Raw genomic sequence first — 16,628 nt, 5'->3', positions numbered from 1 at the left:
GCAGGTCGTCGTTCGCGCTGTCTAAGCGCGCGATATTCCCTATTTGGTATTGCGCGAGGTTTGAGTATTTCTCTCCTCGCAAATCCCGTCGCTACGCTCCTCTTTTATTGCTCGTAGAGAAATACATCAAACCTTCTGGATTCCTAGGACTTTTGCGTATATTTCATCGCCGAGATTCTCGATTTTTCTTGCTACTTCAGCGAATCACCATTTCATGCTGAGGTTCGCTTCATTCGCTGCGAAAAATCTCGAATCTCTACACAGTTTGGTGTAGTACTGTAGTGCGATTGTACCGAATTTCGGTGTTTTTTGATACAAACACACTACATAGACTTCCGCATTTTGTAGCTCAACACACCAAAATCAACAACAAAAATCGTCGTTTTCTCCCGAGTTCGTTGTTCAACACACCGATTAGAACTACAAAACCCGGAAAGTCGCATAATATTGGATGTCGTATAGTATTGAATCATGAGTTACGTATCTGAAAATTCTTTACACAATGCTGTGAATCTTGCTGCAACAGACTTATTTACTTTTAGCTACAAGCACATTATTAAGCCACACTTAGTGTTTAACATTCCGCCAGACGAAGCACACGACCGCATGATTACATTTTGCAAAACAAGCGAACGCATTCCTGGATTAATGTGGCTTTTGCGACAAATGCTTGACTACACGGATCCAATTTTACAAACGCAAGTTATGGGAGTGGATTTTGCGAATCCATTTGGCTTAAGCGCAGGACTCGATAAAAACTGCGATTTGTGTACAGTTCTAGACAGCGCTGGTTTTGGATTTGAAACAGTTGGCTCCACAACCGCTCGTCCATGTGCAGGAAACGCTAAGCCTTGGTATCATAGGCTTCCGCAATATGATTCACTTCTTGTTCATGCAGGTCTTGCAAACGACGGCAGCGAATTTGTGATTCCTAGAGTAGAAAAAGCGTGGACGAATGCTAAAAGCATGCAAATTTCTGTAAGCATTGCGCGAACTAACGATAATCTTGTTGGCGATTTAGACGAAGGCATTGAAGATTATCGCATATCTATGGAGCGCGCAAGCGGCAAAAGCTCGATGATTGAGGTTAATATTTCTTGCCCAAACACTATGGCTGGCGAGCCTTTTAGCAATCCAGATGCTTTAGATAAGCTTTTTAGTGTTTTAGACAAAGTTAGCAGACCTCAGCCAACTCTTGTAAAAATGCCTTTGAACTTAAAGGGCGGATGGCCTCAATTTAAGTCTTTGCTAGACGTTTTAAGCGAGCATAAGGTTGATGGCATTAGCATTGCAAACTTGCGCAAGAATCGAGATGGGCTAGACATTCCAGCAGATTGGCAAGGTGGAATCTCAGGGGCTCCAACTTACAATGCAAGCAACGATCTTATTAAGCGCACTAGAAGCGAGTTCGGGTCTCGCTTTGCAATTGCTGGAATCGGCGGCGTATTTACCGCTGAACAAGCGTATCAAAAGATTAGAAACGGCGCTGACTTAGTTATGTTCGTTTCTTCTCTTATGTACAGAGGCCCTCAACAAATTACAACGCTAAAGCGCGGTCTTGCAAAAATGCTTAGAAAAGACGGCTTTAATAGTGTTAAAGATGCTGTTGGAGTAGACGCGCTCTAGGCGACGAGTCACACTAGTAACAACACACACTAGCGACCACACACTAGCGAGTTCCGCCAGAATACGAGCTGGAGGTATCTCCACTGCTGGCGTTACCAGAATATTGGTCTTGCCTTCCGTCGCCCGTTGCGTAGCGTCCGTTTGTAGCAGCATCTTGTTGCGAGTTTTGATCACCTTGCGAATCCTGAGAGCCTTGCGAACTCTGGTCGCTTTGTGAATCCTGGCTTTGCTCTTGAGCTGCCTGCCTGCGCGCTTCTTCTTCCCTATCGCGCTGCTGTTGCAACTCATATTGCCTGCGCATCTGCTCGCTAGTCAACGGCATTTTTCCGCCAGCCATATACTTTGGATCTGGTTTTCCGTAATCATTATCCATAGGCGTGTTAGATGCCTTTAGGTACGTATCCATAAACTTTTTCCAAGCAGGCATAGCAATGTAGGTACCATACCATGTGCTGTGGTAGACGCCATTAATACGCATGTTGTTAAAGCTCTTTTGAACTTCCGCATTTCCAACCGCAATAAACGCAGACACCTTATTTGGCACAAATCCAGCTGTTGCCATGTAAAAGTCTTCGTTAGTACCAGTTTTAGTAAACGTTTTTCGTCCACCTTCTAGCTGAGCCATATGCGCAACACCAGTTGGCTGAACAACGCCTTGATTAATGGCGTATGCTGCTGTTTGAGCAACCTTCTTTGGTATTGCTTGATGGCAATTAGCGCTAGGAACACGCAAACGCTTACCATTCTTGTCTACTACACGCTTAATGGCTATAGGATCGCACTGAACGCCATTAGCTGCGATTGTTGCATAAACATTTGCCATTGTAAGCGGCGAAGCTTGCACAGCACCAATCAACATAGGAGGATTGAACGAGTTCTTAGAGAACACATCTTCTTGACCCAGTGGCGAATTGTGATACCCCAACGTTTTAGCTGCCTCCGCAACAGCACAAAGCTTAAGCTGGGTTCCCATTGCTGCCTGAATAGTGTTATGAGAATGAACAAGACCCATTAAAGGTGTTTCTGGGCTAACACTACCGCCACCAGAGTTTTGAACAGACCAGCGACCAATTCCACGATACCTTGCGCAAGAAAAATCAGTGTTGTTATAAAGCATGCTTGTTCTTAGAGGCTGATTAATCGACTTTCCAGCAAGCAACCAAGCAACAATGTTAATTGGCTTCCACGTAGAACCAATCTGCCAACCTAAGCCGCCGCCGTCTCGCTCGTCTACAGCGTAGTTAATCGCAGTGTGCGTAGGGTCTGATTTTGCTGCATCTGTAGCATCGTAAATACGGTTGCTTCCAAATCCAAGCACTTCTCCAGTTCCAGGCTTAATAGCAGCAATCGAAACTTCAAAACCGCTTGGATCGTGGATTGGAACAGTAGCCCTAGCTGTATCCATTGCAGAAGAGTTTGCAAGAATATCCATTGTTGTGTAAATGTCTAATCCGCCTTCGTTAAGAAGCTTTTGACGCGCAACAGTGGTTTTACCAAACTCGCGTGAATTCAATATTTTTTTAGTAACATAATCGCAAAAGAATGCAGCGTCTCCAGCAGCTTGGCATCCAACGTTTGCAACTTCGTGCTGAATATTAAGTGTATCTTTAATTGGAATTTTTACAGCATCATCATGTTCTTTTTGGGTTATAAAATTCTGCCTAAGCATTAAATCAAGAACAATATTCCTCTGCTTTTGAGATTCTGGCCAATTTTCTTCTATAGAAGGATCATACCTAGAAGGATTTTTTGTAATTGATGCAATCGTTGCAGACTGAACAAGATTAAGCTTTGCTGCCGTAGTGTTAAAGTAGCGTTTTGCAGCAGTTTCTACACCATAAAGGTTATTACTACCGAATTGTGCAACGTTTAAGTAACCTTGCAAAATCTCTAGCTTTGAGTATTTTTTCTCCATTTGAATTGCGATTAGCATTTCTCGCAATTTTCTGGCAACAGTACTTTCTGCAGCGTGATATTCCGATATAGGATCGTTATCTTCCCTAGCTTTAATCATAAGAACGTTTTTAACGTACTGCTGCGTTAAGGAAGAACCACCTTGCATATCTGACTTTTTAATAAACGTTTGCACAAACGCACGCATAACGCCTTGAACATCTACGCCAGAATGTTCAAAGAATCGTCGATCTTCTCGAGCAACCATTGCTTGTTGCATATATTGCGATATTCGCCTAAGCGGCACAACAGTGCGGTTTTGAGCATAAAAAGTGGCAATAACAGTTTTGCCATCGGAAGCGTATAATCGCGATTTTTGAGGCAAAGCAGTAACGTCAAAATCAATACCATCTACCCTAAGAGAAGGCACAACAGACTTAACAACGCTGTTTATGCTCATTACCCCTGGAACAAATAGAATACTAGAAGCTACACCACCTGCAACACACAAAGTGATGTACGTAAGAAACAGTGCGAGTACTCTACGAGTTGTTAGGGATTTCTTTTTAGGCATGCGTACTATTCTAGAGGCTTGCCTCTACGTTGCGGCACGCAAAAATCGCGATTTACAAGATTTACGCGATTTGCACGATTTGCATGATTTGCACGATTTATCTTTCTGCTCGGCGAATCAACATTCCAGGCTCGTAAATAATAATCGACCTTCCGTGCCTTTTAATCCAACCTCTTTGCGCAAAATCCATCAACGCTTTATTAACTGTTTCTCTAGAAGATCCAACCAATTGCGCAAGCTCTTCTTGAGTTAAATCGTGAGGAACAAGCACGCCTTCTCTAACAGGCTCTCCAAATCTAGAAGCAAGGTTCAAAAGCGTTTTTGCTAATCTTGCTGGAACGTCCATAAAAACAAGATCAGAAATATGCTCGTTGTTTGCTCTTAAGCGAGCAGCTAAAACTTGAAGCATATCTACAGCAACTCGCGGATGATGACCTAACCAGTTAAAAAGTACTTCATTTTCTAGCCACAGCACGCGAGTTTTATCTGTAATAGCAATCGCAGATGCCGTGCGCGGCCCACCATACGGGTCAAAAACAGGAATCTCCCCAAGAATTTCTCCATGCGTGTGAATGCTAAGCAATTGCACACGATTATCTCTAGAATGACGAACAAGCTTAACGCGTCCGCGCTCCAAAAGATACATGCGGCGATCCGTATCTCCTTCGTTAAAAATCGCCTGCCCCTTAGAAAAAACCGACTCATGCAAGTGTTCTAGCAGCTCCCTCGCTTGATCTAGTGGCACTTGCTTAAATAACGCTGTATGCGTTAACGGAAGGTCTTCCGCATAGGGCTTATCTGGCTTAATTCTTACCACAATCAGCCTCCAATGTGTTTTAAGGATATTCTACGAAATACCCATGGCATCTAAACACCACGCGTTTTCGTAGCAAACTTCTTCCCACTTTTTATATCTGCCAGAGCCTCCGCCGTGGCCACCTTCTGTTTCAATGCGCGCAATCGCATCCGCTCCAGCCGCTTGCAATCGCGCAAGCCACTTAAGCGGCTCCGTAACAAGAACGCGAGTGTCGTTAATCGAAGACGTTATAAGAATCTTTGGAAAATCTCCTTGCTCAATATGCTCAGGCACATTCTCGTAAGGCGTATACGACTTTAGATACGCGTAATCTTGCGCATTGTGCAACGGATCTCCCCACTCGTCCCACTCGGTAACAGTAAGCGGCAGCGATTCGTCTAACATAGATGTAAGCGCGTCTACAAAAGGAACGTCCGCTTCGATTCCTGCGTAGCATTGCGGAGCCATATTTGCCACAGCTCCCATAAGAAGGCCGCCTGCGGAACCACCATTTGCAACAGTCTGATTCGCATCAGCATAACCTGCTTGTTGCAAAGCGCGCGTAACATCTACAAAATCTTCAAAAGTGTGTTTTTTATTGCGCCGTCTGCCATTCTCATACCACGCGCGACCCATTTCTCCGCCGCCTCGCACATGAACTTGCGCAAAAAGCACGCCTCTGTCTAGCATGCTTAAACGCGCAACAGAAAAATACGGATCGCTGCTAATCTCGTACGCTCCGTAAGCGGTTATAAACATTGCGTTCGTTTTTGCAACAGCGTCTTTTTTCCAAACTAGCGAAACTGGCACGCTCTCGCCGTCTCGAACTTTAACCCACACTCGTTTTTCTGCGTAGTCGTTTTCGTTAAAATCGCCTAAAATTTTCCCGCGCTTAAGTAAAACACTTTTACCTGTTGCTGGGTCTAGTTCTTTTAACGCTCCAAGAGTTGCGTAACTTGAGCAAGAATAACGTATTTTTGGCGCTTCATAACACGGATTTCCCGTTGCTCCAATAAGGCTGATTCGACTATTTTTTGCTTGTTCAAGACTTATTTTAGACAATTCTTTGCGAGCGCTAGTGGAACGGAAGCTTGCGACTTTTGCGCAAGAATCGCAAGAAACTAACGAATCGCAAGAAGCCGCAGACTCGCAAGAATCTTCTACAAACCCGTCTTCTTTTACAAGGCGGAATCTCCATGGGCAGCCTGCCTTAAAATCTTCAACAGCATTGCTTTTAGTCATAACAGCAAGCTGAGGCAAGCCATTCGCGCGGAAAGAAAGAGCAACGTAATTTTTATAAACGCTTAAACCATCTACGCTCAAGCCGCGCAATCCTTGCAAAATCTTAGGATTTTTGCTGTTGTAATACGGCGCACTAATGGCCTTTTTACTCGCGCCTTTTTCTATTAAATCGCCATTTTGGCATCCGTATGGAGACCCTTGCGCAACGCAGATGCCTTCGCCAATGTTAAATGGCATTGAATCCGCAGAGTGCTTCCGCAAATCTATAACATCAATTTGAAAATTAGGATTTTTAAGATTGTGGCTTACAAACATTAGTGGAATATCTTTGCCATCTTGCCCAGCATTTTCAAAGCACGCAAACGAAACGTCGTATTCTACGTTTTCTATAGGCTTAAGAACCATTCTAAAATCGCCTTCTGGAGTGCTTAGAGGCAGCATTAACACGCGTGAAGTGGTTTTAGAACTGCTGTTTATAATAACACTTCGCTCGTCGAAGCTTTCGTACACGCTAACAAAAAAGCGTTCGTCTAAATCTTCAAAAACTTTAACGTCATTTTCTACACTTGTTCCAACCTTATGCCTAAACACTTGGTATGGCCTCCAAGCACTATCTAAAGTTACGTAGAAAACCCATTTTCCATCTGGCGTTAAAAGCGCAGAAGATATGCCTTTTATGCAATCCGAAAGTGTTACAAAACTACTGTTATAGCGAGTGATGTAATCGGCACTTTCGCTACCATTTTCTTCGATATTTTCGCCATTTTTGCAATCAAAATCGCCACTTTTCTCCGCGCAAAAATCGCGAATATAAAAGTCAAATCTTTCATCGCCCTTAGAGTCAACTCCAAACAGCATTCGCTTACCATCTAAGCTAATATCCATTCCACCAAGCTGAAAGAATCCGCCATTAAAACGGTTAGCTTCTATATTTGCGTCAAAAATAACCTCTTCGCATGGCGTTTGACCAGCATGAGCGTGCTCATCTATAACAGGTGGATTCCAATCATCTTCGCTTTTAATTTTCATACGGCATTGAACGCCATATTGTTTGCCTTCTTCTGTTCTAACGTAATACCAATAGCCGTCCATGCGCGTTGGAACCGACATATCTGTTTCTTGAATACGGCTCTTTAACTCACTAAACAAATGTTTACGTAAAGTCTCTAAACTAGAAACGCGTTTGCTAGTGTACTCATTTTGAGCATCAATATACTCGCGCAACTCCTTGGATTTAGTGTTACTCATCCATGCATATTCGTCTACGAATACATCGTTATGAAACTTACGAACGTAGTCAACTCGTTTTGCAAGAAGTGGCTTTTTAACAGTATTAAAATCACTAACTTTTAGCGAACTATCTTCCATTTATAACCTTTACAATCTTTATGATCTTTACAACACTTAAAATACTTACAACACTTACAACACTTAGAACACTTAAAATCAGTCTTTGATTAAAATCATTCTTTGTAATTAACAGAATCCATAATAAACGGAATCATAATATCTTCTAGCAAATTGCCATTTTGAGCAGCAAAGAATGGAACACCTTCAAAAGTACCAGCTGCACCCTTAGCTTCAACAAAAATATCATTGCAAGTTTTAGCAACTCTAGAAGATGCAAGAGTCACACCAAAATTCTTAGACATGTTTCGCCTGAAATCAACCAAAGTTGCGTCTTTTTTAAGCTGACGTATGCCAACAGCAAGAACGCGATTGGGGAATTTTTCAATGATTTTTGCATAAGTCGAAGGGTCTTTTTGACCGTCATCTCCAATAAGAACAAATCGCATGTCTGGAAAATCATCCATAAGCTGTTGAGCAAACTCGAGCTTGTGCTGTGGTCCAGTTGGAACAAAAGTCTTAGGACGCGGGTCTAAATCCCTAAGAAGAAGAGGTCCTGCAGGAAAACCTTCGCGCAAAATAAAGTGTCGAATTGAAGCTTCCACATTCCAAGGAGAATTGGAAAGGTAGAAGAAAGGGGTGCTAGGAATTGAATCCTTAATACGCCTAAAAAAGTGACTCATTCCATCAACAGCATGCCTATGTTCAGGATTCATAATAAGCAAATTGTAAGCAGCTCTAAGAGGAGAAGGCGCTTGAGTGACCATAATAGTATCGTCAACGTCGGAAATAATACCTAAAGGCGTTTGCTCCGATATAACAAACATGCTTGCTTCAACAGCATTGCGATTATCAACCGTGTACGAAACCTTGTGTTCGCCTGGCAAAAGCGACCTTTCGGTAACCAAATCCAAGTAACCCGAACAATCCGAAACGCAATATTCTGCGCTACTGTTATACGCAGAATCTGGCTTATCGTACACGGAAGAATCGCCAACTTGCGCCCATTCAACAGCAACGTTATCAATACTTAGAGCAACCTTAACACGAATTGCAGGAACAACAAGCATCGCGTAAATACCGCGCTTTAAAGCGGAATGATGACCAGCTTTAGGCGCTAGAACAGTTCGGCAAATCAAGCGCGCGTAGCGATCTGTACCGTAACCAATGTATGGCTCAACGCTAGGAAACCATCCAAAATGCCGAGCGATTTTGCCACTTATGCGCACCCAAAGTCCAAAGCTAGACGTTGCAAACTTTCTAGCAAATTGAACAATCGGAGGTTTTTTATCTAAGCGCTCTTCGCTAGAAGGAGCATCAAACAGCGTTTCTGTAACACGAACCTGAATCGGAGTGCTACTAACTCTTCTAGATGCAGCAGGCAAATCGCCCTTCAAATTTGCTGCTTTATTAGCGTACTGGTCCATCTGGTTGTTCTCCAACAACTTCCACAACTGTTCCGCGAGGGCAGTTTTCAAACACCCACTTTGCATCTTGCTCATACATGTTTATGCACCCATGAGAACCGTACTTTGCAGGATATCCTTGAGATATACCAACATTGTTCCAAAGAGCTGTATGGAATGAGATTCCGCCGTTAAAGTAGCTAACCCAAGTAATTCCAGGCAAGAAATACCTAGAGCCGTTTCGGTTAAATCCGCGCATATCTTGCACTCGGTAGCGCAAGTAAATAAAGTACGTTCCGTTTGGCGTTTCGTAATAACCGTTTGAGCCACTGCAAACTGGGAATGTTTTAAGAAGCTGATCGTCTTTGTAAACGCTTATTGTTTGGTTTGACTTGTTAACAACAACGCGCATGTCAACAGTCTTTTTTTCGATTCCAAACTTAACAACGTTTGTTGGAACACTAAGCTTTGCATCTGCCGACTTTTCTACAGCTTGAACAACTTTATTTGCAAAGTCTTTAGAATACTTAACTTCTATGCCGTTTTCACCCTTAAGCGTTGTTAATATAAACTTTCCTTGCTTGTTGTATGTATCTTCTTGGTCTACTTTTTGTTGATTAAGATTCTTAGCAAGCTCTTTAGAAAGCCATGCGTTGGCAGCAGACGAATCAACCTTGTACGAAATCTTCTTTTTTGCACAATCTGCATCAATCTTAATCCAAGATGCTAAAACAGCCTTTGAAAGCGTAAAATCTTTTGAATCGCCATTATCTAACGTAATTTTTTTAGATAGCAAATTATTGAGTTGATCAACAGTTTTCTGCGCTACATCACGCTTAATTGGAGCTTCTACCTTACGAGAGCCAACCGTAACTTTTACTGTTTTACCAGGATTTTCTAGAACGCGCTTAATTGCCTCACGAACTGGCAAAGTTATAATCGTACGGCCTGGAACACCATCTTCTACAACATAAGAGTTAGAAGAAGAATCGAACTTAGCTGTATACGGCATTGCCCTATCTTTTTCGCTAACAAACTTTTTAACAATGTACGCGTCCATGCTTTCGTTGTCTAACTTGGCTTTAAGCCCAACGTTTTCTTGCAACCAAGGCATAAGCATTGTAAACACGTTATTGTGCTTTGCGCGCATAACGTTTTGCACAGTTGCGCTTTTATCTACACTTACCGATAAGTCTTTAAGTGTTTCAACAGAGCTTTTTCCAGAATCGTCTTTAATCTCAATCTTTGTGTTTTCAATCGCCCTATTTACAGCATCTGTGACTTTTTCAATCTGCGCGCCCGAAACTTCACTGCTGCCAGCAAAATGCACTCCAGGAGCAACACGGTTATGGAAGTATGCTTGCGACCCTACAAAAGCCGCAACTACAAGTATTAAGAAAATAATAAACGAGTAAAGCAATACAAGCGCAGACTTATTGCCTTTAACACGTTTTTTCGATACTTCAAATTGTTCAGTATCGTCGGATTCAAAAACGCTCATATTATTTTCTTGCGATTCAGACATAACTTTAAACCCCTGCTAGTTCTACGCGCAAAACGCATGGTGCAAGCTTATCACTTGCTTAGCATATAAAAATCATATAAATGGCACTAACTAAGCAAACATGCCAACGTCAAAATGTAATTAAGCGCATAATCAAGCTCATAATCAATGCGCTAATCAAATGCCGCAATCAAGCTCTAATCAAATGCCGCAATGCGTAAAATAACGCAATAAGTGATGAAAATGTAAAGAAATAATCAAATTTTATAAATATTGTCAAAATAATGTCCATATCTTAAAGATGTGTGCAAGAATAATAAATATGCCAGATATGCCAATTCAAGCAACAATTGCGTTAATGGTGATTGTTTTTGCGCTAGTTTTTGCGCCATTCGTCATCATGATAGTTACGCGTACCCTGAAGAAGCATCATTTAGCAGAAAAACTGGCAGAAAGGCATGGAGACAGCGTTCACTACGCTTTTATAATAAATCCTTCTAAACCGCAAGCCGAAGAATACCGAAAAAGCATTAAAGATTACTGTGCTTCTAACGATTTTACGTACGAAATAATAGATACGCAGCTTAATAAAGACGGGCGCGAATGCGCGCTAGAAGCTTTGAAAAATGGCGCAAATGTTGTTGTTGCTGTTGGCGGAGATGGTACTGTTAGAACAGTTGCGAGCGCAGTTAGCGGAACAGACCACGCAATGGGAATAATTCCAATTGGAACGGGAAATTTGTTTGCGCGAAACATGGGGATTCCTGTAGACAATGTTCAAGCCGCGCTAAAAGTGGCCACTAGCCATGGATCTAGGTTTGTTGACGTTGGTCGCGTTTTTATACTCGATAAGCCGTACGAAGACCACGGTCATGCGTTCTTGATTATTGCGGGAATTGGATTCGACGCGCTTATGATAGACGACACTAATCCTGCACTTAAAAAGAACATAAGCTGGCTTGCGTACTTTGTTGCAGGCGTTAAGCACTTGTTTGCGCCAAAATACCGCGGAGACGTTACTTTTACGCGCAAAGATGGAACGGATTACACATCTAGTGCAATATCTTTCCGCACGCTTATGGCTGGAAATTGCGGCCAGATTCCAATGTTTTCACTTATGCCAAATGCTGCTTACGACGATGGCATACTCGACTTTGAGATTATTGACACTTCTGGCGGATTAATCGGATGGGCTAACTTGTTTGGAGATGTTGTGCACCAAACCGTTACAGGAAAAGCGCAACAAAGCCCACTTTCTACAAACTCCAAGATTGACCAATCGCAGGGTATTGAAGCCGAAGTTAAGCTAGAACGGCCTGCTCCTGTGCAGGTTGATGGAGATATTTTAGGCTACACAAAACACTTGCGTTTTAGCGTAGATAAAAGAGCATTATGCGTGCGTGTGCCAGAGAGTTTGCAATCTTCTTTAACCCAAAATACCGCCGACTTACATTAAAATACCGTCGCCGTGGCAAAATAAAAAATTATGGTAGCAAAAAATGCGGGAATGCCCGCCACCCCAGAAGATCTAGTAGACGTTGACGCTTTGATTGGCGCTTACTACGATGAAGTTCCAAATTCCAATATTCCAGAACAGCGCGTTATTTTCGGCACGTCTGGTCACCGTGGTTCTGCGTTAAAAACTTCGTTTAACGAAGCTCACATTGTTGCAATCACACAAGCCATTGCCGAATATCGCAAGAAGGCTGGCGTAACTGGCCCACTTTATATTGGTAGAGATACGCACGCTCTTTCCGAGCCTGCTCAAAAAACCGCTATTGAGGTTTTGGTTGCTAACGGCGTTCACGTTCGTGTGGACTCGCGCGGCGACTTTGTTCCAACGCCTGTTGTGTCGCAAGCTATTTTGACGCATAATCGCGCAGCTGATGGCACTCAGCGTTTTAGCGGCGAAGGTTTGGCAGATGGCATCGTAGTAACTCCTTCACACAATCCTCCAACCGACGGCGGTTTTAAGTACGACCCTGTAACTGGCGGCCCTGCCCCAGCAGACGTAACTAATGCGATTGCAAACCGCGCAAACGAATTGCTCGACAATTACAAGTCCGTTAAGCGCGTGCCTTTCGAGGAAGCAATCAAGTCTGATTTGGTTGAAGGCTTCGATTACCGCGAACACTACGTTAGCGATTTAGCAAACGTTATTGACTTCGATGTAATTCGCTCTAGCGGTGTGCGCTTGGGAATTGACCCACTCGGCGGCGCAAGCGTAAACTACTGGCCACTTATGAACGAAAAGTACGGCTTAAACATTGGCGTTGTGCGCCCAGATGTTGACCCAACTTGGCGATTCATGACAATTGACCACGATGGCAAGATTCGTATGGATCCAAGCTCCCCTTATGCAATGAAGGGCTTAGTTGATCAGCTTAACGCTGGCGCTTGGGATAAGTACGATTTAGTTGGCGGCACCGATCCAGATGCTGACCGCCACGGAATTGTGTGCCCTAACTGGGGAGTTATGAACCCGAACCACTACATTGCAGTGTGCGTGGAGTACTTGTTCGGCGGCGCTCGCCCAGATTGGCCAAAGAATACTGCTATCGGCAAGACGCTTGTGTCTTCTTCTTTGATTGACCGCGTAGCTGCTTCTATTAACGCTAAGCTTGTGGAAGTTCCTGTTGGCTTTAAGTGGTTTGTTGACCCACTCTTTAGTGGCGAAGTTGCTTTCGGCGGCGAGGAAAGCTCTGGCATGAGCTTCTTGCGCAAGGATGGCCGCGTGTGGACAACCGATAAGGATGGCTTGATTCCTGATTTGCTCGCTGCAGAAATCACTGCAAAGACTGGCAAGAATCCTGCTCAGCTTCATCAAGACCAGGTTGCTCGCTTTGGCGAAAGCTGGTACAAGCGCGTAGATACTCCAACCACTCTTGAGCAAAAGCAAAAGTTTGCAGCTCTAAGCGGAAACGACGTTGAAGCGACTAAGCTTGCTGGCGAAGATATTACTGCAAAGCTCACTGAGGCTCCTGGAAACGGCGCTAAGATTGGCGGCTTGAAGGTTACAACTAAGAACAATTGGTTCGCTGCTCGCCCATCTGGTACCGAGAACATTTACAAGGTTTACGCTGAGTCCTTCGTTTCTCCAGAAGCGCTAGATAAGGTGCTTGAGGAAGCTACTGCTGTAGTTGACAAGGCTTTAGCGTAACGCTTTAATTGCGATTAGTTAAAGTTAACAGCTTCTATATGCGCTGGTTGCTGATGCTGCCAGCGCATTTTTGAAAGGTTTTGCAATGATTGTTGTTTCTACAGACGGATCTGCTCTAGGAAATCCAAACGGATCAATGGGCTGGGCTTGGGCAGACCACATAGACGAAGCGGGCAACGCTCACGAGCACAATCACACTGGTAACGCGGATGCAGGCGGAGCTACTAACGGCACGAATCAAATAGGCGAATTATGCGCAGTTCTAGAAGCTTTGCGAGCACATCCTGGAAGCGAGCCTTTAACAATCGAAAGCGACTCGCAATATGCGATTAATTGTGCAACAACTTGGATTCATGGTTGGAAAAAGAACGGTTGGAAAAACTCCAAAAAAGAGCCTGTAAAAAATGCAGAACTTATTCGCGCAATCGATTCGGAGATTTGCAAGCGCAAAGGCTCCGTTAAGTTCGTTTGGGTTAAGGGTCATGCTGGAAACGCTGGAAACGAGAAAGTTGACGAGCTTGCTAGAACTTATGCCGAAGATTGCCGCAGCAAATTGAAGGATGGATATTTGCCACTAGAAGGGTGGAAATCGTTGATTTCTTCCTCATATTCAGATGGCGTTGACGTTCCGCAAGACGCAAAAATGCTATTGGATGGAAAAATTTCTAGTAGCGAATACCACATTGGCAGATGCGTTGGAGAAGATATTAATCCTGATTTTAATGGCGATAATACGCGTGAAACAGAGCGTGAAACATTTAGCGATACCGCTAAATACGCAAATAACAACGCTGCTTGCGACTCATCTACGCAAATCATTAATACAAATGATGAATCGCCAGCAAATGATGAATCGAAAGCCGATGAAGATTCGCATGAAAATAACGAATCCAAAAATAGCGAATCCCAAAATAAATCAGAGCAAAAATATAAAGCAGTTCCAGGATTGCGCGTATGCGGAACATTGCAATTTACGCCTGCTCCAAACACAAGCCCAAGTTTTAACGGAAATCCACGATTTATAACAGGCACAATACAGTTAAGCGGATACGTTATGCCAGATGGCACTTTTAACTTAGAACCAACTGAATTTTATATGCAAACAAATGCTAAGAAATAACAGAACAAAATTCTTAAAGCAGACTAATATGTAATATGTAATATGTATGAAACAGATGCGATTAGCAATCACTAAAAATCGCACATAATCGCGCAAAACAGCGCGGTAACAACCTGCAAAAGCAAGAAAGTAGGCACACATGGATAAAGCACAACAAGACGCGCTAAAGAAAGCAGCTGGCATTGAGGCCGCAAAAATCGTACAAAATGGCATGATGGTTGGACTTGGAACTGGCTCTACAGTGCGATTCTTGGTAGACGAGCTTGGTCGCAGAGTTAAGGAAGAAGGCTTAAGCTTTACTGGAGTTACAACTTCTCGCCGCACGCAAGAGCAGGCAGAAGGCTACGGCATTAAGATTCTTGACATTAACGATGTTGACCATATTGACGTTACGATTGACGGATCAGACGAAGTTGATAAGAACTTTAACGGCATTAAGGGCGGCGGCGCGGCTCTTCTTTGGGAAAAGATTGTTGCAATCAACTCCGATCGCATTGTGTGGATTGTAGACGCAAGCAAGGTTGTAGACACAATCGGCAAGTTCCCACTGCCTGTTGAAGTGATTCCATTTGGTTCTGCTCAAGTGATTCGCAAGTTCGAGAAGCGCGGATACAAGCCAGTTTTGCGCTTGGATGCAAACGGCAAAGAAGTGCGCACAGACGAGAACAACTTTGTTGTTGACTTGCATTTGGAGCGCATTGACCACCCACAAGAGCTTGCTAAAGACTTGATTGAAACTGTTGGCGTTGTTGAACACGGCCTGTTCTTGAACATGGTTGATACTGTGATTGTTGGAGATCCAAACGGTCCTCGCACGCTTACAAATCCAAATAAGTAAGCTGCATAATCCAGTCATAATCTAATATTTAACCAATCATTTCCCGAGAATGTATGTAAAATTAGTTAATTTGCATACGTTTTCGGGAAATTTTTTACAATCTTCAATCGCAATAAGTCAATCGAAATAAAAAAAGCGCTGGAAAATCCAACGCTTTCAAAAGTGTTACGTGCCCAAACGGGCAGGCGCGCCAAACAGCATTACTTACGCTGATGACGAGTCTTACGCAGCAGTTTGCGGTGCTTCTTCTTGCTCATCCGCTTGCGGCGCTTCTTGATGACAGAACCCATCTGAAGCCTCCATTCATATGTAAAGTGTGCAACTTGCCTAATGTTACACCGTTTTGACGACTTTGGAAAATCCTAAAGCAAAGTTTTACAAAAACACATGCAAAACATGCGCAAAACCATACGTTAAACACATACAAAACACATACAAAACAGCTTATATTTTGCAAAGTTTACATTGGGAATTGCTTATAGAATCTTTCAACAGATTGCTTTGATCCAGTTAACTCAAACACAGCTGTGTCGTTTTGCCAAATGGCACTAGCTTTAGCTTTATTGCCCGACTCAGTCTTTAACACATAGCTGCCAGTGGTTTTCCCAGAAACTTGAATTTTTCCAGAAGCAACATCTACCCCACTTAATCCATCTAGCAAAAGCTCATATTGCTTATTCGCTAGGTCGCGACTGCTCCATTGAGCAACAACAAGCGAAACATCGCTTCCAGATTCTCCTGTTGAATACTTAACTGTGTATTCTTCTAAAGGAGAAGCCGAAGACCATTTTGCACTAGCAGAAGCATCAACACGAGCAAAATCAAGAACAGTATCTGGCATAGCTTTTAACAGAGCAGTAGAAGTGCTAGGCAAATCTTTAGCCTTAATAGATGGCGTTTTTGCAGAAGGCACATGCGTTTTAGCAGATTGCGCATTTTGCTGGTGATTTAACGCCCAACCTGGCCAAACAAACGCGGAAACAATTGCCAAAACAACAACTATTAATGCAACAATAAGCACTTTTCGTAAATTGTTATGAGACGCAGAAAATCCTTGCGAAGAAGTAGAAGAATTATTTGTATAAGAATTCATTTTTTACCCCACATAACACTGTTAAACAT

General features: G+C 43.1%; 12 protein-coding genes. 5 read left to right on the top strand and 7 right to left on the bottom strand.

Going from position 1 to position 16,628, the window contains the following annotated elements; all coding sequences use genetic code 11:
• Positions 1-471: 471 nt before the first annotated feature.
• Entirely contained in the window at positions 472-1,626 is a 1,155-nt protein-coding gene (locus NYP69_RS05975; RefSeq protein WP_473413024.1) for a quinone-dependent dihydroorotate dehydrogenase, read from the top strand.
• A gap of 43 nt (positions 1,627-1,669) precedes the next feature.
• Here the strand turns inward: NYP69_RS05975 and NYP69_RS05970 are convergent, their stop codons facing one another.
• The 5 genes from NYP69_RS05970 to NYP69_RS05950 form a co-directional block, all read right to left on the bottom strand.
• Positions 1,670-4,093: a transglycosylase domain-containing protein gene (locus tag NYP69_RS05970; protein ID WP_016636461.1), complete on the bottom strand. Its 2,424-nt coding sequence runs from the start codon at positions 4,091-4,093 to the stop codon at positions 1,670-1,672.
• A gap of 97 nt (positions 4,094-4,190) precedes the next feature.
• Positions 4,191-4,910, bottom strand: a complete 720-nt coding sequence (locus NYP69_RS05965; protein ID WP_004131732.1) for a Crp/Fnr family transcriptional regulator — start codon at positions 4,908-4,910, stop codon at positions 4,191-4,193.
• 30 nt (positions 4,911-4,940) lie between these two features.
• The gene (locus NYP69_RS05960; RefSeq protein WP_116689367.1) at positions 4,941-7,499 is read right to left on the bottom strand and encodes a S9 family peptidase; all 2,559 of its coding nucleotides are present in this window, start codon (positions 7,497-7,499) and stop codon (positions 4,941-4,943) included.
• A 95-nt stretch (positions 7,500-7,594) separates the two neighbouring features.
• On the bottom strand, positions 7,595-8,905 hold the full coding sequence (locus NYP69_RS05955; protein WP_004131730.1) for an App1 family protein: 1,311 nt from the start codon (positions 8,903-8,905) through the stop codon (positions 7,595-7,597).
• Positions 8,889-10,409: a L,D-transpeptidase gene (locus tag NYP69_RS05950; RefSeq protein ID WP_004131729.1), complete on the bottom strand. Its 1,521-nt coding sequence runs from the start codon at positions 10,407-10,409 to the stop codon at positions 8,889-8,891. Before NYP69_RS05950 ends, NYP69_RS05955 begins: the two co-directional genes overlap by 17 nt.
• A 301-nt stretch (positions 10,410-10,710) precedes the next feature.
• On the opposite strand from NYP69_RS05950, the gene NYP69_RS05945 reads away from it, so the two are divergent.
• The 4 genes from NYP69_RS05945 to rpiA all read left to right on the top strand — a co-directional run bounded on the left by NYP69_RS05945 (position 10,711) and on the right by rpiA (position 15,506).
• On the top strand, positions 10,711-11,844 hold the full coding sequence (locus NYP69_RS05945; protein WP_004133407.1) for a diacylglycerol/lipid kinase family protein: 1,134 nt from the start codon (positions 10,711-10,713) through the stop codon (positions 11,842-11,844).
• Between the two features lie 30 nt (positions 11,845-11,874).
• Positions 11,875-13,548, top strand: coding sequence for a phosphoglucomutase (alpha-D-glucose-1,6-bisphosphate-dependent) (pgm, locus tag NYP69_RS05940; RefSeq protein WP_101896494.1), 1,674 nt, complete (start codon positions 11,875-11,877; stop codon positions 13,546-13,548).
• Positions 13,549-13,633: 85 nt separating this feature from the next.
• Positions 13,634-14,668: a ribonuclease H family protein gene (locus NYP69_RS05935; protein ID WP_473410738.1), complete on the top strand. Its 1,035-nt coding sequence runs from the start codon at positions 13,634-13,636 to the stop codon at positions 14,666-14,668.
• A gap of 139 nt (positions 14,669-14,807) precedes the next feature.
• Positions 14,808-15,506, top strand: coding sequence for a ribose-5-phosphate isomerase RpiA (gene rpiA / locus NYP69_RS05930; RefSeq protein WP_004131725.1), 699 nt, complete (start codon positions 14,808-14,810; stop codon positions 15,504-15,506).
• A 200-nt stretch (positions 15,507-15,706) separates the two neighbouring features.
• Here rpiA and NYP69_RS05925 read toward each other — a convergent pair whose 3' ends face one another.
• Both NYP69_RS05925 and NYP69_RS05920 read right to left on the bottom strand, forming a co-directional pair.
• Entirely contained in the window at positions 15,707-15,796 is a 90-nt protein-coding gene (locus NYP69_RS05925; protein WP_004268639.1) for a 30S ribosomal protein bS22, read from the bottom strand.
• A 170-nt stretch (positions 15,797-15,966) separates the two neighbouring features.
• Positions 15,967-16,599: a hypothetical protein gene (locus NYP69_RS05920; RefSeq protein WP_004131724.1), complete on the bottom strand. Its 633-nt coding sequence runs from the start codon at positions 16,597-16,599 to the stop codon at positions 15,967-15,969.
• Between the last annotated feature and the right edge of the window lie 29 nt (positions 16,600-16,628).

The sequence above is a fragment of the Gardnerella sp. c17Ua_118 genome, assembly GCF_055804255.1.
The sequence above is the reverse complement of the archived record's forward strand: the minus strand, read 5'-3'. Positions and strand labels throughout refer to the sequence as shown.